We start from the raw sequence: 21,489 nt of genomic DNA on the forward strand, positions 1-21,489 counted from the left end.
CCCAAAGAATGGAGCCGTTTAGGGGAGGAAAGACATGCTGAAAAGACGGGACTTCATGCTGGCGGCCGCCGCCACAGCCGCGCTGGCAGGGCTTGGGATGCCCGGACCCGCGGCGGCGGCGAACAAGGACATCGTCTATCTGACGCCGGGGCTGGACCTGCCGTTCTGGCGCTATCTGTCCAAGGGTGTCGAAAAGGTCGCCAAGGCCGAGGGTTACGGCTTCCAGGCGCTGGATTCGCATAACGACGCGCAGCAGCAACTGCAGAACGCGCAGGACGCAATCGCCCGCGGCGTCGCGGGGATCGTGCTGTCGCCGACCGACAGTTCGACCGCGCCGAGCGTGCTGACCCTCGCTGAAAAGGCGGGCGTGCCGGTGGTCATCGCCGATATCGGTACGAACAGCGGCGAATATGTCTCGTTCATCATCTCGGACAACTACGAAGGCGCGAACGGCACCGGCAAGGCGCTGGCCGCCGCGATGAAGGAAAAGGGCTGGCAGGACGGCTCGGTCGGGATCGTCTCGATCAGCCAGGCGCGGCTGAACGGGCAGGCCCGGACCAAGGGCTTCAAGGACGCCATGGCCGAGGGCGGGGTCGCCGGCGATGCCGGCCTGCAGCAGATGCAGTCCTATACCGCGGACGAAACCTTCAAGTTCACGCAGGATATGCTGACCGCGAACCCGAACATGCGCGGACTGTTTGTCCAGACCGACCAGCCCGCCATCGGGGCGCTGCGCGCGATCAAGGCCGCCCGTCGTCAGGGCGAGGTGCTAGTCGCAGCCTTTGACGGCATCCCGGAATTCGTGCCGCTGCTGCAAGCGGGCGAAATCGTCGCGTCGGGGATGCAGCAGCCGCACCTGATGGGCGAGGAATCCGCCAAGGCGCTGTTCGCGCATCTCAAGGGCGAAAAACCGGAAAAGGAGATTCTTGTTCCGATCGTGGTGGTGACGGACAAGAATATCGGGGAGATGCTGCCGACCATAACCGATACGGTCTTTGCCGGCGAACTGACCGGAAACTAGGCAGTGATCCAACCCGGCGTCGGTTCGCCGACGCCGGGCGATATGACGGAGCCCCATCGGATGACGAACCCGCTTTTCCCGGCGGATGCCCCGCCTGCGCTGGTCGCCAGAAGCGTGTCGAAACGCTTTGGCAGCACACAGGCCCTGTCGGATGCCAGCCTTGAGGTGCGCCCCGGCGAGGTCCACGGCCTGCTGGGCGCGAATGGCGCCGGCAAGTCCAGCCTGTCGCGGATCATCTGCGGCCATGTCGCCCGCGACGGCGGCGAACTTCTGTATCGCGGTGCGCCGCTGTCGCCACGTTCGACGCGCGAGGCGCTGGATTGCGGGATTGCGCTGGTGGCGCAGGAAACCTGCCTGGCCCCGGACCTGACGGTGCTGGAAAACATCTTCCTGCCGGAACTGGGCCGTGCGGGGCGGCTTTCCTTTCCCGATCTGCGCCGCCGCGCGACCGCGATCCTTGCCCGACTGGGACGCGAACAAGCCTTGCCGCTGGATGCCGAGGTGCGCAGCCTGTCCGCGGCACAGCGCCAGCTGGTCGAGATCGCAAAGGCGCTGGCGCTGAACGCCGACCTGATGATCTTCGACGAACCCACCGCCTCGTTGTCCCCGGCCGAGGTCCAGCACCTGTTCGACATCATCGGCCGCCTGCGGGACGCGGGCCATGCGCTGATTTTCGTCTCGCACCGGCTTGAAGAGGTGTTCTCGATCACCGACCGCGTCACCATCCTGCGCGAGGGGCGCACCGTCGCCGCCAGCCTGGAAACCGCGCGGCTGACGCAGGCCGACATCATCCGGCACATGGTCGGGCGCGAACTTGGCGCGATCTATGCGACGCCCGGCCTTGACCGCGCCGTGGCAGCGGGCGCGCCGGTGCTGGAGGTTTCGAACCTGTCCGCCCGTCCGCTGGTCCGCGATGTCAGCTTCACCGTCCGCAAGGGCGAGATCCTGGGCATCGGCGGGCTGATCGGCGCGGGCCGGTCCGAGGCGATGGAGGCAATCTTCGCCATGCGCCCGCGCGATGGCGGCAGCATCCGCCTGAACGGGCGCGAAATTGCGATCCGGCGCCCCATCGACGCCATCCGACAAGGCATCGGCTTCGTGACCGAGGATCGGCGCGCCCAGAACATCGTCCCCGATCTCAGCGTGCGCGAAAACCTGATGCTGGCGCATCTGGGTCGGCATCGCGGCTTTGGCCTTGGCTATCGTTCGCGACAGGCGCGCGTGGCCCGGCTTCTGTCGGAACTGGGCCTGCCGCCGGACCGCATGGATGCCAGCCTGCTGACATTCTCGGGCGGGATGCAGCAAAAGGTCATCATCGCGCGCTGGTTGCTGATCGACCCCGAGGTGCTGATCCTGGACGAGCCGACCAAGGGCGTCGACATCGGCACCCGCAGCGCCATCTACCGCATCCTGCGCGACATTGCGGATCAGGGCGTGGCCGTCGTCATCATCTCTTCCGATTTCGAGGAATTGCTGGGCGTGACCGAACGCGTCGTGGTGATGAGCGACGGCATGACCATTGCGGACCTGCCGACCTCGATCCTGACCGAGGAAAAGCTGACCTTGCTGGCCGCACCCCGCACCTCGACCCGGCAGAACCGCGCGCTGCTTGAGACGCTGGCGCGGGATTACAACGCCTTCGCCTGGTGGGCGCTGCTGGAGGACCAGTCCCTGATCTGCCTGGGTGCGGCCGAGGCGCAGGACGCGCCCCCGCTGAGCCTGCGCGCGGGCGAGGCGCGGCGGAACACCGAAACCGGCATCCCCAACGCCTTGGCCGCGCGGGAAGAAACGATCCGGACCGAGCCGGAGAGTGGCCTTCGCACGCTGATGGTCGCGCTGAGGAACGCGCGCGGCCATGACCTTGGCTGGCTGGGGCTGACCGTCGCGCCCGGCAAGGCCCTGCCCGATGCCGCGCAGATCCGCGCCCTGACCCGCGACTGGCAAACCGACACCCACGCAGAAGGAGACGCCGCATGAGCGACGCAAGCGTGAACCGACCGGCAGGCATCCGGCGACTGGCCCGCAGCCTTGAGGTCAGGATGCTGGGCCTTGCCCTGTTGATCGCGGTGGGGCTGTCGCTGCTGTCGCCCTATTTCCTGACGCAGAACAACATCTTCAACATCCTCGACCAGTCGGTGGTGATCGGCATCGTCGCGGTCGGCATGACCTTCGTGATCCTGACCGGCGGAATCGATCTTTCGGTTGGCTCGGTCGCGGGGCTGACCGGGATCATCCTGGGATTGGCACTGCGCGACCTGCCGATCCCGGTCGCGATCCTTGCCGCCGTCGCCTCGGGCGCGTTCATCGGGCTGGTTTCCGGCGTGCTGGTCGCGTTCTTCGGCCTTGCGCCATTTGTCGTCACGCTGGGGATGATGGCGATCGGGCGGAGCCTTGCCTATATCTTCTCGGGGCAGACGGCGATCTCGGGGATTCCGGACGCGCTGTCGGGGATCGTCTATACCACCGTCCTGAGCATCCCGGCCAATGTCATCTTCCTGCTGCTGCTTTACCTCGCCGCATGGAGCTACCTGACCTATACCAAGGGCGGGCGCACCATCTATGCCGTCGGCTCGAACCGCGAGGCGGCGCGGGCGGCCGGGTTGAACGTGCTGGCCTATTCCATCCTGCCCTATGTCATCTCGGGCGCGCTGGCCGCGGTGGCGATCACCTTCTCGATCGCGCAGATCCTGTCCGCCGATCCGCTGGCCGGCAACCAGATGGAACTGGATGCCATCGCCGCCGTCGTCATCGGCGGGGCCAGCCTTGCGGGTGGCCGCGGCTCGATCATCGGGACGCTGATCGGGGTACTGATCATGGTGATGATCCGCAACGGGCTGAACCTGCTGGGCGTCTCGCCCTTCTGGCAGGGATCGGCCATCGGCTCGATCATCATCCTTGCGCTGCTGGCCGAGCGGCTTTTCAACTGGCGCTCGACCCATTGAACCGGGTGGAAAAGGAACGACCATGACCCAAGATCCCACACCCGCCCTTCGCCTGTTCGGGACCGAGGAAAGCGTGCCCCCGCCGCGCCTGCTGCGCGCGGGCCCCCTCAGCGCCGAGCTTGAGGCCGGGAACCTGCGCTATATCCGTTATCGCGGGGCCGAGGTGCTGCGCGCCGTGTCCTATATCGTGCGGGACAAGGACTGGGGCACCTACAATCCCGAGATCACCGCGCTGGACATCTCCGAAGGCCCGGACAGCTTCACCGTCAGCTATGCCGCCCGTGCCGCGGATGATGCGCAGGCCTTTTCCTATCGCGCGCGGATCACCGGGAACGCCGACGGGACACTGGTATTCGAGGCGACAGGGGCCGCCGAAAGCCCTTTCCTGACAAACCGCACCGGCTTCGTGATCCTGCACCCGATCGCGGGCATCTCTGGCAGCCCGGTCACCATCACCCATGCCGATGGTCAGGTCGAGGAAGGGCGCTTTCCCCGCATCATCGACCCGGTCCAGCCAATGATGAACCTGCGCGCGCTGGCCCATGTCTCGCCCCAGAAACACCGCGTCACCTGCCTGATGGAAGGCGACACCTATGAGATGGAGGACCAGCGGAACTGGACCGACGCCTCGTACAAGACCTATGTCCGCCCGCTGGCTTTGCCCTGGCCCTATACGCTGGCCCCGACCGAGGAGATCGCGCAGCGCATCACCGTGACGATCGAGGGTGCGGATGGCGGCGCGGCGGCCGACCCGGTGCTGTGCCTGTCGCTTGGCGCGCAGCAGGGACCGTTGCCGGCGCTTGGCATGGGACTTGACCCCGATGATGCGGCCGCCGCCCTTGGCGTGCCCGCCCCCCTGAAGGCCCTTGGGCTGTCGCACCTGATCTGCCATCACGACCCGCGCCGCGGGCATGACATGGAAAGCCTGCGCCGCCAGCTTCGCGTCGCGGCGATGATGGGTGCCGACCCCTGGCTTGAGGTGGTGGTCGTGAATGTCGACGGGTTCTGGGACGAGATCGCCGAGCTTGGCCGCAGCATCGCGGCGCTTGGCGTCCGCTTTCCGACCGTGCTGCTATCGCCTGCCCCGGACCTGAAATGCACGCTGCCGGGCAGTGTCTGGCCGCCCGCCCCCGATGCCGCGGCACTGGCCGAGGCGGCACGCACGGCCTTTCCGAACAGCCGCATCGGCGGCGGGATGTTCAGCTATTTTACCGAGCTGAACCGGAAGCGTCCGCCGATCGACAGCCTGGACCTTGTCGGCTTCACCACTTCGGCCATGGTCCATGCTGGGGACGACCGCTCGGTCATCGAGACGCTGCAGGCCCTGCCCGCCATCGCGCGCAGCGCCGCCGCCATCGCCACGCCGTTGCCCTTCTCGGTCGGGCCGTCGGCTATCGGGATGCGGGCGAATCCCTATGGCGCGGCGCCCAAGGACAATCCCGGCAATATCCGGCAGGCAATGAACTTCAACGATCCGCGTCAGCGCGGGCTGCTCGGCGCGGCCTGGACGCTGGGATATTTCGCGGAATTCGCCCTTGGCGGGGCGACGGCCATCGCGCTTGGCGCGCCGGTCGGCGCCTTTGGCGCAGTCCATGCGCCTGCCCCGTTTCCGCAGCCCTGGTATGATGACGAAGGCGGGGTATTCCCGCTTTACCATCCATTGCGGGCGATGGCGCGGCTGCGCGGCCGGGCGCTGCGACGGGTCGAGATCTCTGACCCCGTGCGCGCGGTCGCGCTGGCCGTCGATGGCCCCGTCGGCACGCGCGAGGGCGAGATCTGGCTTGCGAACCTGACCGGCGCACCTTTGGCACTGCGCCTGCCCGCGGGCACGACCGGCATGGCCAAGCTGGACGCCGGCAGCTTCCTGCGCGCGGCGCGCGATCCCGGCCACATGGACAAACTGTCGCCGCCGCCGGGACCGGAGGTCGAGATTGGCCCCTATGCCCTGCTGCGGATCTGCGGGGATTTCGGAACCGCGTAAGGAGGCGCGCAGGCGAACGACAAGGGCCCGGCAGCGCGCCGGGCCCTTGATCTTGTCGGGGGTGCTGAGCGCTCAGGCGATGCCGCGTTCCTTCAGGGCGGCAAAGCCTCCGTCCACATCCGCGACGTTGGTGAAGCCAAGTCCGGTCAGCGTCTCGACCACCGGACCCGAACCATTGACTGATCCGCAGAAGACCACGATCCGCGCGTCTTTCGGCACCGAGGCGAAGGCGCCCGAAAAGATCTGGGACACCAGCGGCTTCGGCAGGATGATGGCGCCGGCGATCTCGCCATTCTCGGCCCGGCCCTTGGGTGCGCGCACGTCGATCAGCAGATCGGTGCCCGCCAGATCGGTGGGCAGTTCGGCAGCGGTGATGCGGGTATTCGCCATGGTTTCTCTCCTTCAGGATTTCGGGGCGGAATGGATGGGATCGACCCAGTAAACGGACTCGGGCGGCTCGATCGGATCGACATCGGTGATGTTGACCACGACGGCCTCGTTATCCGAACGGACCAGCACGCATTCCAGCACCTGATCGGGGTCGGCGTTTATTTCCTGATGCGGGACATAGGGCGGGACATAGATGAAGTCGCCGGGCCCTGCCTCGGCCACGAATTCCAGCCGATCGCCCCAGCGCAGTCGGGCCCTGCCGCGCACGACATAGATCACGCTTTCCAGCGGACCGTGATGGTGAACACCCGTCTTGGCGTCCGGCTCGATCGCGACCGTCCCGGCCCAGATCTTCTGCGCGCCGACGCGGGCATGGTTGATGGCGGCCTGTCGGAACATGCCGGGGGTCTGGGCGGTGTTCGCGTCAAGCTGGTCACCCTTGATCACGCGGATGCCATCGAACTTCCAGCGCGGGGCGTCCTCGTGATCGTGATGATGGTGCTCGTGGCCGTCATGGCCGTGGTCGTGGGGCATTTCACTCTCCTTCCGGCGGTCCGGGAACCGCGATATTCCATTCGTTGTAGCGTCAGTTAAGGTTTCAAGACTTCGCCGTGGCAAGTCCGCATCTCAGTGCGCCGCGCCTGCCCGCACGCCCAGCCAGTCCAGCAGATCACCCCGAAGGCGCGCAAATTCCGGATCGGCTACATCACGTGGACGCGGCAGGGTGATGTCCTGCTGATGGGCGATGACGCCGTCCTTCATGACCAGCACGCGGTCGGCCAGCAGGACGGCTTCCTCGACATCATGCGTGACCAGCAGGACCGCGCAGCCGTGACGCTGCCACAACTCGGCCACCAGCGCCTGCGCCTTCAGCCGGGTCAGCGCGTCAAGCGCCGCAAAGGGTTCGTCCAGCAGCAGCAAGTCCGGTTCGCGCACCAGCGCGCGCGCCAGCGAGGCGCGCTGCGCCTCTCCTCCCGACAGGACCTTGGGCCATTGGTCGGCGCGGTGGCCGATCCCGACCTCATCCAGCGCGCGTTGGGCGCGGGCGCGGTCGGGGCGACCGGGCAGGCCCAGCAACACATTGGTCCAGACCCGTTTCCACGGCATCAGACGCGGTGCCTGAAAGGCGATGGCGCGGCGGGCCGGGACCGTGACGTCGCCCGAGAATTCGGGATCGAGATCGCCCAAGATCCGCAGCAGCGTGGATTTCCCGCAGCCGGACGCTCCCAGCAGGGCCACGAACTCTCCCGGCCGGATGGTCAGGTCAAGATTGTCGATCACCTGCCGCCCGCCAAAGCTGCGCGATAGGCCGTGGACCGCCACGGCGGCGGGCGCGCTCAGGCGCCGGTGAAGCTGGGTCGCCATGCGAGGAAGATCCTTTCAAGCGTGCGCACGACCAGATCGACCGCAAGGCCGAGGAAGGCATAGACCACAAGGCAGACGACAATCACGTCGGTCTGGAAGAATTCGCGCGCATTGGCCATCAGATAGCCGACGCCCGCCGTTGCGTTGATCTGTTCGCCAAAGACCAGTGCCAGCCACGCGATGCCCAGCGAATAGCGCAGGCCGACCAACGCATTGGGCAGCGCGCCAGGCAGGATGACATGGCGGACCAGCCCAAGGCGGCCAAGGCCCAGTGTGCGCCCTGCCTCGATCAGCGACTGGTCGACGCCACGGATCCCGGCATAGACGTTCAGATACAACGGGAATGCGGTCGCCAGCGCGATCAGCGCGATCTTGGGCGCCTCGCCAATGCCGAACCAGATGATCAGCAGCGGGATCAGCGCCACGTTCGGCACGGTGCGCAGCATCTGCATCGGCGCGTCCACCAGATCCTCGCCCAGACGGGTCAGGCCGGAAAGGATCGCGAGCAGCACGCCGATGCTGCCGCCAATGGCCAGCCCGGTCATCGCGCGCTGCATCGAAACGACGATGGCGGCCTGCAGCTCGCCGCTGGCGATCAGCTTGGCGGCGCTGGACAGGACCGTCCCCGGCCCCGCCAGCACCTCGGCCGGCAGAAGCCCCGTGACCGAGGCAAGATGCCACAGCCCCACCAGCAGCACCGGCCCCGAGGCACGGCGCAGCCAGCGCGGCACACGTCCGGCCCGCGCAGCCGAAGGCGTCAGGCGCACCAGTTCGGACCGGGCAGGCGTGGCCGGGCCGGTCGGGGATTGAAGCTCGCGCGGGGGGGAATAGCCGCGGGCAATCTCGGTGATGCTCATCTTAATTCTGTGCCAGTCGCGGCAGATCACGATAGACGTAATCACCAAGTTTCAGCGACCCCGTCAGCACACCGGCCTGCACCCAGGTGTCGAAGACCTGCTGAAGCCCCGCCACGAACTCGTCGTCGATGGCGCGCGGTTGATAGGCGGTCTGTTCGGGGTAAAGTGGCTCGACCGTGGCGCGGTCCTGCTTGGTGAAGCCTTCATAGAAGGTCAGGAACGCCTCCTTGTTGTCCCGCGCCCATTGATAGCTCTTGTCAATCCGGGCCAGGTAATCCTGAAGCGCCTTGACCTTGGCAGGGTCGGCCAGGGCCGGTTCGGTCACGGCATAGACGATGTTGCCGGTATTGACCCCCTGCCCGTCGAACAGCTCGCGCGCGCCAAGCACGCCAATGCTTCGCGCCTTGTAGATGCCCCAGATCGCCCAGGCGTCGATGGATTCCGACTGGAACGCGGCCGAGGCGTCGGCGGGCGTCAGGAAGGCCAGCTTCACATCCTTCTGGTCGATCCCCGCCTGTTTCAGTGTGCCCAGCGTCAGATAATGCGCAACGCTGCCCCGCGTGGTGGGCGAGATGGTCTTGCCCTTCAGGTCGGCAAGGTCCTGGATCGGGCTGTCTTTCGGCACGATGATCGAAGTGCCAAGTCCGCCATTGTTGAAGGCGGCGGCGATCCTGATCTTTGATCCACCGGCTATCGCGCTGACTGCCGGGCTGTCTGCGGACATGCCGACATCGATGGCGCCGGCCTTCAGCGCCTCGTGCAGGTTCACCGCCGCCGGATAGACCGACCATTCGATCTTGTAGGGCAGGTCGTCCAACAGGCCCGCGGCCTCAAGCCGGGCGCGCTGTTCGCCGACCTGATCGCCGACCTTCAGGGTAACGCCGGACAGATCCTGGGCCAGCACGGGCAGTCCCAGCGAAAACGATGCGGCAGCGGCAAGGCCGGCAAAGGCGCGACGCGTGATCTTGATCATGGTCATGGTCATGGTCATCTGAATAATCCTTTCGGTCACTCGGCCGCGACGCGGCGGGCGGCATGGCGGTTTTCGGGCTTCGCAAGGCCCAGCTGGTCTCGGAAGGTCGTGCCCTCATATTCCCGGCGGAACAGGCCGCGATCCTGCAGGATGGGGATGACTGTCCCGGCAAAGACCGACAGCTCGTCGGGCAGCGAGTTGTTATAGACAAAGCCATCAGCCGCCGGTTCCAGGAACCAGCGCTGGAAGGAGTCGGCGACCTGTTCGGGGGTGCCGACGAAATCGGTGCGCGGGGTGGCAAAGCGCTGCGCGGTCTGGCGCAGGGTCAGGTTCCCCTCTTGCGCAAGACGGATCACCCGCTCGGATGTCGAACGGTTCGAATTCTCGGCAAAGCGTCCGACATCCGGGAAAGGCGCGTCGAGATCGTATTGCGAGAAGTCATGTTCATTGAAGGAACGCGCCATGATCAGCAGCGCATCCTCGATCGAGGTCAGGGCGATGAACTCCTGATACTTGCGCTCGGCCTCTTCCTCGGTCGAACCGATGACAGGGCGCAGGCCGGGCAGCACGAACAGGTCGTCGGGATCGCGGCCGAAGCCCGCGGCGCGGCGCTTGACGTCGGCATAATAGGCCTTGGCCGATGGCAGGTCGTCATTCTGCACGAAGATCGCGTCCGAGCGGGCGGCGGCGAAGTTCTTGCCATCCTCGGACGCGCCTGCCTGAAAGATCACCGGCTGGCCCTGCGGCGAACGCGACAGGTTCAGCGGGCCTTCGACCTGGAAGAACTGGCCGCGATGGTCCAGACGGTGCAGCCGGGCCGGGTCGAAGAACTGGCCGCTGGCCTTGTCATGGGTCAGCGAGTCGTCTTCCCAGGAATCCCACAGGCCCTGCACCACGTCCAGATGCTCGGCCGCAAGGCGATAGCGGGTGGCATGGTCGAAATGCTTGTCGCGGGAATAGTTGCGCGCCGACCCTTCCAGCCAGCTTGTCACCACGTTCCAACCCGCGCGCCCACCCGAGATATGATCAAGCGAGCCGAATTGCCGCGCGACGTTGAAGGGTTCGGCATAACTGACGGTCAGGGTGCCGACCAGACCGATGCGGTCGGTCACGGCTGCCAGCGCCGACAGGATGGTCAGCGGCTCGAACCGGTTCAGGTAATGGGGGCTGGATTTCGGCGTGATGTGGACACTGTCCGCGACGAACAAAAAGTCGAACTTCGCCGCCTCCGCCTCGATCGCCTGCCGCCGGTAATAGGCGAAATCGGTGGATGCGCCCGGATGGGCGCGCGGATGGCGCCAGTCGCCCCAACCGGTCCCGTTGCCGTGCATCATGAAGCCTAGTTTCAACTGACGCGCGCTCATCCTGCATTCCTTTCGCCGAAAATCACGATGATTCTTGCCGTGTTTACCGCTGCCAGATAACTCCCCCCGCGCCCCGTGATGAATTCCAAACTTCCCCCCCGAAGGAGAAGGAAACCGCCATGTCGCCCCGTCAAAGGGGATTGGTATTCCCAGGGGTGGTCATCGGGCCGGGGCGATCTCGATCAGGTCCGAAAGTTCGACGGCTTGGAAATCGCTGACCAGCACCTTCAGTCGCAGCACCCAGAACCCGTCCAACGGCAACAGGAACCGTCCGCCATCGGCGCTGCCGTGCAAGGCCGTGACCTCGTGTCGAAAGGGGCCAAGGCCATAGGCGGGCTTCGACAGTTCGATCTCGACCGGGCGCTGGTCGATGGGCTGGCCGTCCAGCCGAAGGCCGGTCAGGCGCAGCGCGACCATCCCAGCACGGGGGGGCGTGACTTCGACCCGCACCGCCAGCGGGCCTTCTTGCATCTGCCATGCGGCCGTGGCGGGACCGGGCGGCAGGCTGCGCGGCGGCGGGGTGAATTGCCACAGCGCGACCGCGCCAAGAACTGGCAGGACCAGCAGCAGCTCGACCCCGATGGCGAGGCGCAGGGGGCGCGCATCTCCGCCAAGCGCGCGCGGGGTCAGCCAGAACCGGTTTGCCGCAGCCAGCGCCAGCAGCAGGACGACCAGCCCCAGTTTGACCAGCAGCACCCGGCCATATGGCGTGGTCCACAGCGCCTCGGGTTCGCCAAGCTGGACCAGCGCAATCGCCCCTCCCGACCCCAGCAACAGCGCCAGCACCCAGGGCACGCCGCGCGAAAATCCGACCAGCGCCTCTGCCCGCCCACGCCCCAGATCGGCCAGCAGCGGCACCAGCGCGCCAATCCACAGTGCGGCGGCAATGACATGCAGCGCAACCGTCGGACGCATCAGCACCTGCGGTGGCGCGGTGGCGGCATGGCCGGTCGTCGCGGCCGCAAGTCCGGCCAGCCCCAGTGCAATCCCTGCGGCGATGCGCCCCGGCCTCAGGGCCGCGACCAGCGCGGCGGCGGTCAGGGCAAGGGCCAGGCCGGGCGCGCCCGCCAGCGCCTCGCGCCAAGGGGCACCCTCGGCCAACGCGTCCGGTGGCAGCGCCAGCAGGTCAAGGCCACGAAAGCCAGCGTGGATCGGCAAGATCAGCAGACCGGCCAGCGCCATGCGACGGGGAAAGCGGCTGGGCGTTCCCGCCAGCAGGCCGCCTCCAACCGCAAGCAGCAGCGCCGCCAGCAGCGCCACGCGGGAAAGCCAAAGTCCCGCCTGTGTCGCGCTGGACCCCTCCTGCACGGCCGCAACCTCGCCACTGGGCGCCCCGACCGAGAACAGGACCGCCCCAGCGACCGGATGCCCGTCATCCGAGGTGACGCGCCACGATAACAGATGGCTTCCCCGCGCCAGCGCAGGCGGCAGGGAAAAGGTCAGGCTGTCGGCCCCCGCATGTGGCTGCGGCAGAAGCAGGGTCTTGCCGTCGGCCTGGCTCAGCCGTGCGACCAGGGGGCGCACCGGCTCGGTAAAGCGCAGGGTCAGGGCGGGGGGAGATTGGGGCAGGACTGCACCCTCGGCCGGGTCCGAGGCGACAAGGCTGGCATGGGCCAGCGCCGCGGCCGCCGACAAAAGCAGCGCGACCGCCGCCAGAAACGGCGCCACGACACCGGGGGCGCGGCTCATTTCGCCGGCAACACCGTCAGCGCCGGTGCGGGATGGTCATCCCCTGCCTCGGGATCGATCCAGCGCTGCTCGGTCTGGCCGCAGGTCTGGATCACCGGCAGGCGGACCAGCGGCTGGACATCCGCCGCCAGCGTGGCGCGCAGGACGAACCGTGCCTTGTCATGGTCAGGCAACGGTCCGCCCTGCCAGCCGATTTCCCCCTTGCCCGTCACGGGCTGCCAACCGGGTTGGGCCAGAGGTTCGGCTGTTACGCCCGCAGGCAGGCTGACGCGCAGGGCGGTCGTCGAAGCGCCCGCGCAGCCATGGCCCACCACCAGCGCCAGGTCGAGCACCTGCCCCGCCTGCGCGCTTTCCGGCTGAAGGTGGATATGCGCCAGCCCCGGCAGGGGCAGCAGCGACAATGCTGCCGCAAGCGCGGCATTCGCGAGATTGTTCATTGGTTCACCAGCTTGCCTCAAGTCCCAGATGACGCAGCGCCTGACGCCGAAGCTCGGTCAGGCGGGGGTCGCCGCGATGGCGCGGATAGGGCAGGTCGACGCTTAGGTCCGCCACGATCCGCGCCGGGCGCGGCCCCAGGACGATGACCCGCTGCGCCAGAAACAACGCCTCTTCGACATCATGGGTCACCAGCACAGCGGTCAGCCCGCTTTGCTGCCACAGCCGCACCAGCTCGGTCTGCATGGCCAGCCGCGTCAGGCTGTCCAGCTTGCCCAGCGGTTCGTCCAGCAGCAGCACATCCGGGCGATTGACCAGCGCGCGCGCCAAGGCCACCCGCTGCGCCATGCCGCCCGACAACTGGTGCGGATAGGCACGGTCAAAACCGTCAAGGCCCACAAGCCGGATGGCGTCATCGACGCGGCCCCCTTCGCTTTTCAGGGTGCCCTGCGCCTCCAGTCCCAGCGCGACATTGGCGCGCACCGTGCGCCAGGGAAACAGTGTCGGGTCCTGAAAGACCAGGATGCGTGAAGGATCGGGATCGGCCACCCGGTCCCCGTCCACGGTGATCTCGCCCGCGCTCGGATGATCCAGCCCCGCGACCAGCCGCAGCAGCGTGGACTTGCCGCACCCCGAGGGGCCAAGCAGTGCCACGAAGGAGCCGGGCCGGATCTCCAGCGAGACATCATCCAGCACCGGCAGCGGCGCGCCTTCCAGATCGAAGCGGTGCGATACCGCGCGGATGCTGATGTCGCTGCCCGCAGGCGCGATCCTTGGGGATGCGATTACCATCGGACGACTCCCTTCTGCCAGACCAGCACCCGGTCACGGATGCGGAAAAGAAGCGTGATGAGGCCGGAACACATCGCGGCCATCACGAACAAGGCGGCATACATGTTGGCATAGGCGGCCCAGCCCTGCGCCCATTGCAGATACCAGCCAAGCCCGGCCTCGACCCCCAGCATCTCGGCCACGACCAGCACCGCGAAGGATGTGGACAGACCCATGAACAGGCCCACGAAGACATGCGGCAGCGCTGCCGGGATCGCGACGCGGGTGATGAGGAACAGGGGCGATGCGCCCAGTGTCCGCGCGATCTCGTAATAGTCGCGGTTGACCGAGGCGATGCCCGACCAGGTCAGGACCGCGACCGGAAAGGCCGTGGAAAAGGCAATCAGAAAGACGCTGGCCGAGCCGGAGGTCGGAAAGATGAAGAAAGCCAGCGGCAGCCAGGCGGTCGCGGGCAATGGCCCGACATAGCGCAGCAGTGGCGTCGCCCAATAGCTGAAGGCCCGCGACCAACCCATGCCGATCCCGATCAGGAAACCCGCCACCGCGCCGAAAAAGAATCCCCGCGCCAGCAGCCAGACCGAGAATGACGCGCTGTAAAGGATCTTCGGCCAGTCATACAGGAACACTTCAAGCATGGCCTGCGGCGTCGGGAAGAAAGGCTGCGGGAGAAGGCCGGTCTTGGCGGTCAGCCCTGTCCAGATCGCCGCGCCGATGCCAAGCGCCAGCAGCCAGGGCGCGCGGGCCGCTGTCCAGCGCCCGACCCGACCCAGCCGCCGACTGCCCAGCCCCAGAAGGACGAGGGCGGCGGCAACCACGCTCCAGCACAGCGCGAGTTCGCGCACCAGCGGCTGAAAGGTCAGGTCCGGCCAGAACAGCAAGACGCCCACTGCCGCGACCCAGCCCAGCGAGGCCAACAGGGTGGCGCGGTGCGCCGCCCCCGGCGAAGGCTCGGCGCGGATCTCGGCCTCGATGTCGATTGTCGTCATCATGGCCTCCCGGTCAGGCGCTCAGCACGTCGGCATAGACGCGTTCGGCAAATTGCTGCGGGTCGGTCGAACGGCGGAAAATGTTGATCTCGCGAAGTTCCGAGGCGTACTGCGCGATCTCGGTCTTCAGGTCCGCGCCGGTCGGCGTGTGATTGTGGGTCTGGTCGTTCAGGACCGCGATCAGATCCTCGACCGAGCGGTTCTTGGGGGCCTGCGGCAGGAAGGCCTTGGCCGCATCCTCGGGGCGGGCAACCGTCCAGTCCTGCGCTTCCAGAAGCGCGCGGGTCAGCGCGGTCGCGGTCGCGGGGTCGTTGCGGATCAGGCTGCCGCTGAGACCCGCGATGCAGCAGACGCGGTTTTCGAACCCGTGATCCAGGTTCGAGGCAACCTGCACATATTTGTCCGGCGTATCCCGAAGCCAGAAGAAGGCGCGGGGGTCGCCATCCGCGATGGCGTCGATCTCGCCCCGCTCGGCGGCGATCTCCAGCACATCGGTGGAAAAGGCGCGCCACTTCACATCGGTTTCCGGGTCGATCCCGGCCTGATGCAGCAGGATCGAGAAGAAGTTCTTCCCCGGTGCCGCAAGGTCGGTGACGCCGATGGTCTTACCCTTCAGCTGCGACAACTCGGTGATGCCGGTCGATTTCAGCGCGACAAGCCGCGAGCAGCCGCCATGCGTGCCCGCCGTGATCTTGACGTCAAAGCCCTGTTCCAGCGCCTTCAGCCAGCGTAGGGCCATGCCGATGCCGCCATCGGCCTTGCCGGTCGCGATCGCCTCCAGCAGCGCCTCGGTCGAAGCGCCGAAATTGACGATCTCGACATCCAGCCCGTGCTTTTCGAAGATACCGTGATCCTTGGCGACAAAGACCGGCGCGAGGCAGATGGCCGAGGCGTTCGAGGCGAATTTCAGCGGTTTCAGCCCCCCTGCCGCCTGCGCGCGGGCCAGCGAACCGACGCCCAGCCCCAGAAAGGGCGCGGCCAATGCGACGCCAAGTCCCGATCGCAGCAGGCCCCGGCGGTTGGTGTTGGATTGGGTCATGGTTATCCCCTTCGGATCTCGGGCCTATTCGGCGGCATGGCTGCGGACGGCTTTGTCCGCGACAAGGGCGCGCACGCGCGGGATCAGATCCCGCCCATAGCGCAGGGCGTCGTTCAGCGGGTCGAAGCCACGGATCAGGAAGGTCGAGATCCCCAGCCGATAGTAATCAAGCATTGCCTCGGCCACCTGATCCGGCGTGCCGACCAGCGAGGTCGAATTGCCGTTCGCCCCGGTCAGCGCCGCGATCTCGGTCCACAGCCGCTTATCCAGCCGCGAACCCTGGGACGCGGCGGCCAGCAGCCGGCGCGAGCCTTCGTTCTGGGGCTGACCCGGATCCAGCGTGTTGACCAGCCGCTGGCCCCCGCCCGCTGCGCGCAGCGCGCGCGCCCGTTCCAGGATGCGGGCGGCCTTGTCCCACGCGGCCTCTTCGGTTTCGGCCAAGATCGGGCGCAAAGACAGCGAGAAGCGGGGTGTGCGGCCATGACGCGCGGCGGCCGCGCGCACGGTCGCGACGGTCTCGGCCACCTGTTCATAGGTTTCACCCCACAGGGCATAGACATCTGCATGCTGCCCCGCGACTTCGATCGCGGCCGGAGAGGAGCCGCCGAAATAGACCGGGACACCTTCGGGCCCCTGCGGCTTCACGTCCGAGAAGCCGCCCTTCACCCGGTAATAGGTGCCGGCATAGTCAAAAGGCTCTGCACTGGTCCATTCGCGCCGGACGATCTCCAGATATTCGCGCGTGCGGGCATAGCGTTCGTCCTTGGTCAGCCAGTCGCCATCCTGCTCAAGCTCGCGGTCATTGCCGCCGGTGATGACATGGACGGCGACGCGGCCGTCGGTCAGATGGTCCAGCGTCGCCAATTGCCGCGCGGCCAGCGTCGGCGCAGTGAAGCCGGGGCGATGGGCCAGCATCAGCTTCAGCCGCCGGGTGACGCTGGCGACATACTGGCCCACGAACAGGCTGTCGGGCGTCGCCGAGTGAAAGGCCAGAAGCACGCGGTCAAAGCCGCCCGCCTCGTGGATCGCGGCCGAGGCGCGGATGAATTCGCGGTCGATGACGGGCCCCTGCCGGGCGATGGTCTCGGACGCGTTGTGGTTGCCGATGAAGCCGATGAATTCGACAGTCATGTCTTTCTCCCTTGTCAGAGGCCCAAAGTGGCGCGGCCCGCTGCCAGAAGGACGCTGTCCTCTTGCGGGCTGTGGATGCGGCCGCACAGGGCGTCGCGGTAATGACGTTCCAGCGGGTTGCGGCGGCTGATGCCGTGGTTGCCCGCCAGCTTCAGCGCGCCTTCTAGTGCCGCGATGGCGTTTTCGGTGGCGACATGCTTGATGATGCCGGTTTCCCGCGCCGAGGGCGGCTGCCCGGCATCGGTTTCCGTCGCGGCCGACCCGATCAGGCGCAGGTTCACGGCGATGCGCGTCTCGATCGCGCCGACCGCCTCCTGCATCCGCGGCAGTTCCGCCAATGGCTTCCCAAGGTTGGCGGGCACGCGGGATTTCAGGAAGGAGACGATCCAGTCCCGCCCGGCCTCGGCCACGCCGGTGTAGAGCGCTGCGATCAGCAGACTGGCCCAGGCCGCGGCCTCGTCACCGCGGATCGCCCACTCCGAGGGGCGGCGCAGGTCCGCGGCATGGTCGGCGGGCAGGTGAACGTCGTGAAACTCGACATCATGGCTGGATGAGGCGCGCAGGCCCAGCGTATCCCAGGTCGGGATGATACTCACGCCTTCGGCCTGCATGGGCACGAGAAACTGGCCCACACGCGGCTCATCCTCGTCGGTGCGGGCCCAGACGACACCCCAGCGCAGCCCCTCGCTGCCGGTCGAATAGATCTTGCAGCCCGAGAGCAGCCAGCCGTCGCCGCTGCGCCGCGCCACCGTCTCGGGCAGGCCGCCGCGCATCGGCGTGCCAAGGGCCGGTTCCACCCGCAGCGCGTTGATCAGCGCGCCTTCGGTCGCCGCCGCGTGGACGACGCGCGCGACCAGCGCTTCGGGCCAGCGGCCACGATGCAGGGTAGCGAGATGGGCGTATTGCATCACCAGCACCAGCGCGACCGCCGGGTCGCCCCGACCGATCTGGCGGATCACCTGTGCCGCCAGCGCCAGCCCCGCCCCCTGCCCGCCAAAGCGTTCGGGCGCGGTCAGCGCCAACAGCCCGGCCCGGCGCAAGGCCGTCACATGGCGGGTCGGAAAGCGGGCGCCCAGGTCGTCCTCGGCGGCGGTGGCGGCAAAGGCATTGCCCAGCCCCCGGGCAATCTCGATTTCGGCTGGTTCGGCATTGACGGATGTGATGAGCATCTCGGCAGGATCCCCGGATGGCTTTTGCAAACACGATTAACGTAGTCGTATTTAAGCCACGGCTCCATTCCAAAGCCGGTCCGGGAAAGGGAAGGAATTGCTGATCCGGGGTGGTGCCGCAGGCCCGCCATGCCCCTGCCACGCCGCGCGTTCAGGTGCGCAGAGGGCGGATCACCAGCTCGTCATAGCCCGAAAGTGCGCAAGGCTCGCGGGAAAAGGCCAGTTCGGGCAGCAGCAGAACCACGATTTCGGCCGTGGTATAGACGACCGACCCGGGCAGCAGGTGGCCGCCGAAGGTCTGTCCCACTCCATCCGCGATGGACAGGTGTAGGTGATGCCGTTGCGGGTCGATGGTGCCCACCATCGAGGTGATCTCGAAATGCCCGTCATGGACGGTCGCGGCATCGCGGTTCGCGTGGCGCAGGACGGCGCGGGTCAGGCTGCCCGCGCAGGTCACGATTGCCATCGCCCGGACACCCGCACCGTCAAAGGCCAGGCGCAGCGCGGCCACGGGATCATCGCCCGGCTTCAGCCGCAGGGCCATGAACACGCCTGTCGACTGAGGATGCGGGTCCATCGACGTTCCTTTTTCCGTGGTGGGCCTTTTCCCGTGGCGGGGGGTTAGCTGCCGCGCAGCCGGCTTTCGACAAGCAGCCCGTCTTCGTCCAGGATCGGATGCGCGACCGAGGCGACATGCGCATTGATCCGCTTCAGGTCGCGCAGGATGTCGAGATGCAGCGACGACGTCTCGCGGCTGGCGGCCAGTCCTTCGCGCAGGCGGAACAGGTGGCGCTGTGCGGACTGGCGTTCGACATTGCGGATCTCGACCTTCAGCTCGACCAGCCGGCGCGCGGTTTCGCGGTCGCGGGTCATGAAGACGGTCTGCGCCATGCGCAGGTTTTCCTGCGTCATGACGAACATGCGGTCAAGTTCCTGATACCCCTCGGTCGAGAAGCGCAGGCCCAGCCCGACCTTCTTGCGCACCTCGGGGGCAAGCCCCTTGTCGATGATGTCGCCGACATGTTCCAGGTTGATGACGTAGTCCAGGATGGTGATCGCGCGGCGACGCTCATCCTCGGTCGCCTGGCTGCCCAGTCGCGACAAATAGGTCTTGATCTCCTGCTGGCGCCGGTCGACGCGGTTTTCCAGCTCGGCCACCTCGGCCAGCGGCGCGGGGTCGTTCTGCTGGAAGGCCAGCCGCGTCTGGTTCAACATCCGCTCGATCGTGTCGCCGACGGCCAGCACTTCGCGGCTGGCGCCCGCCAGCGCCAGGATCGGGGTCTGCAGGGCGTCTTCCTCCAGCCAGCGCGGGCCAAGCTGGGGATCCTGCTCCTCATCCTCGACCCAGCGCTCCAGAAGGCGCGAGATCAGGCCGACAAAGGGCCAGATCCCGAACGCCAGCGCCAGGTTGAAGACCAGATGCGCCTTGACCGCCAACCCGCTTGCGGGCAGCGGCAAGATCTGAAGCAGGGCAGCGATCATCGCCGCCAAGGGCAACGCCAGAAGACAGCCGACCAATCGGATCGCCAGGTTGCCGATCGTCAGCCGACGCGCCGCGGCGCCAAGACCGGCCGTCAGCAGCACCGGGATCACCGCGCCACCCAGGTTCGCGCCCAGAACCATTACCACCGCCAGCCCCGGCGGCAGTGAAAGCTGCGCGACCAGCAGCACCGCGGCCAGCGACGACGAGCACAGGAATGCGACCCCCGCCGCCATCAGCAGCGCGACAGGCCATGCCGCGTCCAGCATCGGCAGGAACGCGGCAAGCTGCGCCGAATCCCGCAGGGGGGCGACGGCTGTGTCCAGAAGCTCAAGCGATACCAGCATCAGGCCGAGGCCGATCAGCGCGCGGCCGATCCCGGTCTGGACCGCCCCGCGACGCCGCCCAAGCACATAGCCCACCAGCAGCAGAACCGGGGCCAGCGCCCCGACGCCGCCCCATGACAATAGCCATGCGGTCATGGCAGTGCCAAGGTTCGCCCCCAGAAGGATGATCTGCGCCATGCGGCCGCGGATCATCCCGCGTTCGGCAAAGGACGCGGCCAGCAGCGCGGTCGCGGTCGAGGATTGCAGCCCCAGCGTCGTCACCAGTCCCGACAGAAACGCCCCCGGCCCGGTGCGCGTGCCGACGCCAAGCGCCATACGCAGCCGGATGCCGAAAGCCTCGGTCATGCCGTCCCGGGTCTGGCCCAAGCCGAACAGCAGCAATGCCACCGCCCCGCCCAGCTGAAGGATTGTCATCACCGATGACATCTTGGCCCCTCCTGCCGCCTTGGGGTCAAGGGGACCATGCCGGTCCTGGAATGCCAAGGAATTCCGGGCCAACGGGGGCAGATCGCACGCAAACGGGATATTCAGGCAACAGCGGCTCACGTTTCCCGGCGCGGGCGGACGGGGTCAAGGGCGGGGCTGAGGATCCCAGCTTTCGCGGGTGACGGCAGCGGCCAGTTCGCGCCGGAAACGCCCGATCGCATATTCGGCAAAGCTGGACAGCTGCCGGTCCCTTTTGGTCACGACCCAGGCGGTGATGCCGGCCTTTTCGGCCAGCGGGCGCCGTGCGACGCCGGGCATATAGACCTCGGCCACCGAGAACTCGTCGATGATCGCCACCCCCAGCCCATGGCGCACAAGACTGACTACGGTCTGCGCGAACCGGCCTCGCATGGAAAAGCGCGGCTCGATGCCGGCTTCGCGGAAGGGACGGGCCAGCACCTCGCCATAGGGGTCCGACGGATCGACGCCGACGAAATCCTCTTGCGCAAGATCGTGGACCGAGATCACCGGCTTGGCCGCAAGCGGGTGATCCTCGGGGACGATCACCACCAACCGGCCATGCACCAGCGGCAGGCTTTCCAGCGCCGAGTTCTCGATGGGGGAGCTCATCAAAACGAATTCGCCCCGCTCCAGCAGCAGGTAATCCGAGGTCTCCTCGATCTTCAGGATGTTCAGGTCGATGAAGATATCGGGAAAGCGTGCCCGGATTCCCCGGATCGCGCGCGCCGCGATGAACTGCGCAATCGAGGGGGCCGAGGCAAAGGACAGTCGCACGTCCTGCCCCTTGCGAAGCGAGGCGACGGCGGTGTTCAGGTTTTCCATCTGGCGGTGGACCTGATGGACCATCTCGAAGATGGCCGAGGCCTCGCTGGAGGGGACGAACAGCCCCGCCTTGCGTTCGAACAGCCGGATGCCCAGCGATTCCTCGGTATGCTTCACCAACCGGGAAATGCCGGGGGCCGAGACGTTCAGCAACTTGGCCGCGCCCTGAATCGTCCCCGCCATCATCACGGCGCGGATTACTTCGACCTGGCGGAGAGTCAGTTCCTTCATGGCGCCGATCCTAGCCGGAACCGGCGTC

At 67.1% G+C, this 21,489-nt stretch carries 20 protein-coding genes; 4 read left to right on the plus strand and 16 right to left on the minus strand.

Going from position 1 to position 21,489, the window contains the following annotated elements; all coding sequences use genetic code 11:
* Window positions 1–34 precede the first annotated feature (34 nt).
* The 4 genes from ACO2Q4_RS15845 to ACO2Q4_RS15860 are packed head-to-tail and all read left to right on the plus strand — an operon-like array spanning window position 35 to window position 5,944.
* Window positions 35–1,021, plus strand: a complete 987-nt coding sequence (locus ACO2Q4_RS15845) for a substrate-binding domain-containing protein (protein ID WP_423320486.1) — start codon at window positions 35–37, stop codon at window positions 1,019–1,021.
* Window positions 1,022–1,081: 60 nt separating this feature from the next.
* On the plus strand, window positions 1,082–2,998 hold the full coding sequence (locus ACO2Q4_RS15850; RefSeq protein ID WP_423320488.1) for a sugar ABC transporter ATP-binding protein: 1,917 nt from the start codon (window positions 1,082–1,084) through the stop codon (window positions 2,996–2,998).
* Window positions 2,995–3,963 (plus strand): ABC transporter permease, encoded by a 969-nt coding sequence (locus tag ACO2Q4_RS15855; protein ID WP_423320490.1) that lies wholly within the window; start codon window positions 2,995–2,997, stop codon window positions 3,961–3,963. Before ACO2Q4_RS15850 ends, ACO2Q4_RS15855 begins: the two co-directional genes overlap by 4 nt.
* A 22-nt stretch (window positions 3,964–3,985) precedes the next feature.
* Window positions 3,986–5,944 carry a hypothetical protein gene (locus ACO2Q4_RS15860; RefSeq protein WP_423320492.1) on the plus strand — a complete coding sequence of 653 codons (1,959 nt, stop codon included), beginning with the start codon at window positions 3,986–3,988 and terminating at the stop codon, window positions 5,942–5,944.
* A 72-nt stretch (window positions 5,945–6,016) separates the two neighbouring features.
* On the opposite strand, the gene ACO2Q4_RS15865 is transcribed toward ACO2Q4_RS15860, so the two are convergent.
* The 16 genes from ACO2Q4_RS15865 to ACO2Q4_RS15940 form a co-directional block, all read right to left on the minus strand.
* A complete protein-coding gene (locus tag ACO2Q4_RS15865; protein ID WP_423320494.1) occupies window positions 6,017–6,334 on the minus strand; it encodes a rhodanese-like domain-containing protein in 318 nt (105 codons plus the stop codon).
* 12 nt (window positions 6,335–6,346) lie between these two features.
* Window positions 6,347–6,868, minus strand: a complete 522-nt coding sequence (locus ACO2Q4_RS15870; protein ID WP_423320496.1) for a cupin domain-containing protein — start codon at window positions 6,866–6,868, stop codon at window positions 6,347–6,349.
* A gap of 93 nt (window positions 6,869–6,961) precedes the next feature.
* Window positions 6,962–7,699, minus strand: coding sequence for an ABC transporter ATP-binding protein (locus ACO2Q4_RS15875; protein WP_423320498.1), 738 nt, complete (start codon window positions 7,697–7,699; stop codon window positions 6,962–6,964).
* Window positions 7,672–8,556, minus strand: coding sequence for an ABC transporter permease subunit (locus ACO2Q4_RS15880; RefSeq protein ID WP_423320500.1), 885 nt, complete (start codon window positions 8,554–8,556; stop codon window positions 7,672–7,674). Before ACO2Q4_RS15880 ends, ACO2Q4_RS15875 begins: the two co-directional genes overlap by 28 nt.
* A 1-nt stretch (window position 8,557) precedes the next feature.
* Window positions 8,558–9,547 carry an ABC transporter substrate-binding protein gene (locus tag ACO2Q4_RS15885; protein ID WP_423320502.1) on the minus strand — a complete coding sequence of 330 codons (990 nt, stop codon included), beginning with the start codon at window positions 9,545–9,547 and terminating at the stop codon, window positions 8,558–8,560.
* A 17-nt stretch (window positions 9,548–9,564) separates the two neighbouring features.
* A complete protein-coding gene (locus tag ACO2Q4_RS15890) occupies window positions 9,565–10,893 on the minus strand; it encodes an LLM class flavin-dependent oxidoreductase (protein WP_423320504.1) in 1,329 nt (442 codons plus the stop codon).
* Window positions 10,894–11,052: 159 nt separating this feature from the next.
* Window positions 11,053–12,582, minus strand: coding sequence for a copper resistance protein CopC (locus tag ACO2Q4_RS15895; RefSeq protein WP_423320506.1), 1,530 nt, complete (start codon window positions 12,580–12,582; stop codon window positions 11,053–11,055).
* Window positions 12,579–13,019 carry a DUF1775 domain-containing protein gene (locus ACO2Q4_RS15900; protein WP_423320508.1) on the minus strand — a complete coding sequence of 147 codons (441 nt, stop codon included), beginning with the start codon at window positions 13,017–13,019 and terminating at the stop codon, window positions 12,579–12,581. Before ACO2Q4_RS15900 ends, ACO2Q4_RS15895 begins: the two co-directional genes overlap by 4 nt.
* A 4-nt stretch (window positions 13,020–13,023) precedes the next feature.
* Window positions 13,024–13,809: an ABC transporter ATP-binding protein gene (locus ACO2Q4_RS15905; RefSeq protein WP_311759674.1), complete on the minus strand. Its 786-nt coding sequence runs from the start codon at window positions 13,807–13,809 to the stop codon at window positions 13,024–13,026.
* Window positions 13,803–14,795, minus strand: coding sequence for an ABC transporter permease (locus ACO2Q4_RS15910; RefSeq protein ID WP_423320510.1), 993 nt, complete (start codon window positions 14,793–14,795; stop codon window positions 13,803–13,805). Before ACO2Q4_RS15910 ends, ACO2Q4_RS15905 begins: the two co-directional genes overlap by 7 nt.
* Before the next feature lie 13 nt (window positions 14,796–14,808).
* Window positions 14,809–15,834: an ABC transporter substrate-binding protein gene (locus ACO2Q4_RS15915; protein ID WP_395134037.1), complete on the minus strand. Its 1,026-nt coding sequence runs from the start codon at window positions 15,832–15,834 to the stop codon at window positions 14,809–14,811.
* 24 nt (window positions 15,835–15,858) lie between these two features.
* A complete protein-coding gene (locus tag ACO2Q4_RS15920) occupies window positions 15,859–16,965 on the minus strand; it encodes an LLM class flavin-dependent oxidoreductase (RefSeq protein ID WP_423320512.1) in 1,107 nt (368 codons plus the stop codon).
* A gap of 14 nt (window positions 16,966–16,979) precedes the next feature.
* Window positions 16,980–18,134, minus strand: coding sequence for an acyl-CoA dehydrogenase family protein (locus tag ACO2Q4_RS15925; RefSeq protein ID WP_423320514.1), 1,155 nt, complete (start codon window positions 18,132–18,134; stop codon window positions 16,980–16,982).
* A gap of 151 nt (window positions 18,135–18,285) precedes the next feature.
* The gene (locus ACO2Q4_RS15930) at window positions 18,286–18,711 is read right to left on the minus strand and encodes a PPC domain-containing DNA-binding protein (protein ID WP_423320516.1); all 426 of its coding nucleotides are present in this window, start codon (window positions 18,709–18,711) and stop codon (window positions 18,286–18,288) included.
* Window positions 18,712–18,755: 44 nt separating this feature from the next.
* On the minus strand, window positions 18,756–20,375 hold the full coding sequence (locus tag ACO2Q4_RS15935) for a Na/Pi cotransporter family protein (protein WP_423320518.1): 1,620 nt from the start codon (window positions 20,373–20,375) through the stop codon (window positions 18,756–18,758).
* Between the two features lie 156 nt (window positions 20,376–20,531).
* On the minus strand, window positions 20,532–21,461 hold the full coding sequence (locus tag ACO2Q4_RS15940) for a LysR family transcriptional regulator (RefSeq protein ID WP_311759681.1): 930 nt from the start codon (window positions 21,459–21,461) through the stop codon (window positions 20,532–20,534).
* Between the last annotated feature and the right edge of the window lie 28 nt (window positions 21,462–21,489).

Origin of the sequence: Paracoccus sp. KR1-242 (assembly GCF_049446195.1) — a bacterium.
GTDB classification, from domain to species: domain Bacteria; phylum Pseudomonadota; class Alphaproteobacteria; order Rhodobacterales; family Rhodobacteraceae; genus Paracoccus; species Paracoccus broussonetiae.

What these genes read in the sequence shown, in the direction of transcription:
- ACO2Q4_RS15845 (WP_423320486.1), top strand. Translation starts at nt 35, where the DNA reads ATGCTGAAAAGACGGGACTTCATGCTGGCGGCCGCCGCCACAGCCGCG.
- ACO2Q4_RS15850 (WP_423320488.1), top strand. Translation starts at nt 1,082, where the DNA reads ATGACGAACCCGCTTTTCCCGGCGGATGCCCCGCCTGCGCTGGTCGCC.
- ACO2Q4_RS15855 (WP_423320490.1), top strand. Translation starts at nt 2,995, where the DNA reads ATGAGCGACGCAAGCGTGAACCGACCGGCAGGCATCCGGCGACTGGCC.
- ACO2Q4_RS15860 (WP_423320492.1), top strand. Translation starts at nt 3,986, where the DNA reads ATGACCCAAGATCCCACACCCGCCCTTCGCCTGTTCGGGACCGAGGAA.
- ACO2Q4_RS15865 (WP_423320494.1), bottom strand. Translation starts at nt 6,334, where the DNA reads ATGGCGAATACCCGCATCACCGCTGCCGAACTGCCCACCGATCTGGCG.
- ACO2Q4_RS15870 (WP_423320496.1), bottom strand. Translation starts at nt 6,868, where the DNA reads ATGCCCCACGACCACGGCCATGACGGCCACGAGCACCATCATCACGAT.
- ACO2Q4_RS15875 (WP_423320498.1), bottom strand. Translation starts at nt 7,699, where the DNA reads ATGGCGACCCAGCTTCACCGGCGCCTGAGCGCGCCCGCCGCCGTGGCG.
- ACO2Q4_RS15880 (WP_423320500.1), bottom strand. Translation starts at nt 8,556, where the DNA reads ATGAGCATCACCGAGATTGCCCGCGGCTATTCCCCCCCGCGCGAGCTT.
- ACO2Q4_RS15885 (WP_423320502.1), bottom strand. Translation starts at nt 9,547, where the DNA reads ATGACCATGACCATGACCATGATCAAGATCACGCGTCGCGCCTTTGCC.
- ACO2Q4_RS15890 (WP_423320504.1), bottom strand. Translation starts at nt 10,893, where the DNA reads ATGAGCGCGCGTCAGTTGAAACTAGGCTTCATGATGCACGGCAACGGG.
- ACO2Q4_RS15895 (WP_423320506.1), bottom strand. Translation starts at nt 12,582, where the DNA reads ATGAGCCGCGCCCCCGGTGTCGTGGCGCCGTTTCTGGCGGCGGTCGCG.
- ACO2Q4_RS15900 (WP_423320508.1), bottom strand. Translation starts at nt 13,019, where the DNA reads ATGAACAATCTCGCGAATGCCGCGCTTGCGGCAGCATTGTCGCTGCTG.
- ACO2Q4_RS15905 (WP_311759674.1), bottom strand. Translation starts at nt 13,809, where the DNA reads ATGGTAATCGCATCCCCAAGGATCGCGCCTGCGGGCAGCGACATCAGC.
- ACO2Q4_RS15910 (WP_423320510.1), bottom strand. Translation starts at nt 14,795, where the DNA reads ATGACGACAATCGACATCGAGGCCGAGATCCGCGCCGAGCCTTCGCCG.
- ACO2Q4_RS15915 (WP_395134037.1), bottom strand. Translation starts at nt 15,834, where the DNA reads ATGACCCAATCCAACACCAACCGCCGGGGCCTGCTGCGATCGGGACTT.
- ACO2Q4_RS15920 (WP_423320512.1), bottom strand. Translation starts at nt 16,965, where the DNA reads ATGACTGTCGAATTCATCGGCTTCATCGGCAACCACAACGCGTCCGAG.
- ACO2Q4_RS15925 (WP_423320514.1), bottom strand. Translation starts at nt 18,134, where the DNA reads ATGCTCATCACATCCGTCAATGCCGAACCAGCCGAAATCGAGATTGCC.
- ACO2Q4_RS15930 (WP_423320516.1), bottom strand. Translation starts at nt 18,711, where the DNA reads ATGGACCCGCATCCTCAGTCGACAGGCGTGTTCATGGCCCTGCGGCTG.
- ACO2Q4_RS15935 (WP_423320518.1), bottom strand. Translation starts at nt 20,375, where the DNA reads ATGACAATCCTTCAGCTGGGCGGGGCGGTGGCATTGCTGCTGTTCGGC.
- ACO2Q4_RS15940 (WP_311759681.1), bottom strand. Translation starts at nt 21,461, where the DNA reads ATGAAGGAACTGACTCTCCGCCAGGTCGAAGTAATCCGCGCCGTGATG.